The sequence below is a fragment of the Halorubrum sp. SD612 genome (assembly GCF_002135005.1).
This window is the reverse complement of record NZ_NEWI01000164.1, coordinates 4,431-5,099: the sequence shown is the minus strand read 5'-3', so window position 1 is coordinate 5,099 and position 669 is coordinate 4,431. Positions and strand designations below refer to the sequence as shown.

Sequence of the window (669 nt, the reverse complement as noted above, 5' to 3'; positions counted from 1 at the left end):
GCGGGCCTCTCCGCGGTCGGTCTGCCGTCGACTCTCGCCGCGGTCGGTCAGCCGGCGGCGGTCGCGTTACAGGGCGGCCTCGCCGGCGCCGGCGGGCGGTCTTCGGCGTCCTCCTGTGGGTGTTAGACCAGTGGTACTGGCTGATGGACTGGGCGCACTATTTCACCGGCTTAGAGATGCTCGACCCCCGCTACCGCTACATGCACCGGGCGGTGCTCGTCGGGCTCTGCGTCGGCGTGATGGCCCCGCTGATCGGGACCTTCCTCGTCCACCGGCAGCTCGCGCTCATCGGCGACGCGCTGGCGCACACGGCGTTCGCCGGGGTGGCGGTCGGGCTGTTCCTCAACGCCGTCATCGACCTCGGGGTGTCGCCGTACCTCACCGCCGTCGTCGTGGCGATGATCGCCGCGCTGTTCATCGAGCTCATCTCCGAGACCACGGACGCCTACAACGATGTCTCGATGGCGATCGTTCTCTCGACCGGGTTCGCGCTGGGGACGACGCTCATCAGCCTCAACGCGGGCGGGCTCGCGGTCGGCGTGAACCAGTTCCTCTTCGGGAACCTCTCGACGGTGTCGCCCCAGAGCGCGGCGATCCTGCTGGTGCTTTTCGCCGTCATCGTCGGGACGGTCGCGGTGACGCGCAACCAGCTCCTGTACGTGACCTTCG

At 68.9% G+C, this 669-nt stretch carries 1 pseudogene; it reads left to right on the top strand.

Features of this window, described 5'->3' with window-relative positions:
- Positions 1-21: 21 nt before the first annotated feature.
- Positions 22-669 (top strand): annotated as a pseudogene (locus B9G38_RS18595) (metal ABC transporter permease); the annotation flags it as partial.